The sequence below is a fragment of the Bradyrhizobium cosmicum genome (assembly GCF_032290525.1).
In the GTDB taxonomy this organism is placed as follows: domain Bacteria; phylum Pseudomonadota; class Alphaproteobacteria; order Rhizobiales; family Xanthobacteraceae; genus Bradyrhizobium; species Bradyrhizobium cosmicum_A.
In genome coordinates this window covers 1-236 of the sequence record NZ_JASXTA010000599.1, presented here as the reverse complement: position 1 = coordinate 236, position 236 = coordinate 1, and the positions used below count along the sequence as shown (strand labels likewise).

The 236-nt window shown below is 69.5% G+C and carries 1 protein-coding gene; it reads left to right on the top strand.

Annotation, left to right across the window (positions count from 1 at the left end):
• Positions 1-236: AMP-binding protein (locus tag QSV46_RS41075; RefSeq protein WP_314964515.1), on the top strand; the 236-nt coding region annotated here is incomplete at both ends.

Here is a 236-nt window from a genome sequence, read left to right as displayed (position 1 = left end):
ATCCTGTACACCGCGCCCACGGTCATCCGCACGTTCATGAAGTGGGGGGAGGACGTCCCCGCCGGCTTCGACCTCTCCAGCCTGCGCGTGCTCGGCTCGGTCGGTGAGCCGATCAACCCCGAGGCCTGGCTCTGGTACCACGAGCACATCGGCGGCGGCCGCTGCCCGATCGTCGACACCTGGTGGCAGACCGAGACCGGCGGCCACATGATCAACCCGCTCCCGGGGGTGACGTC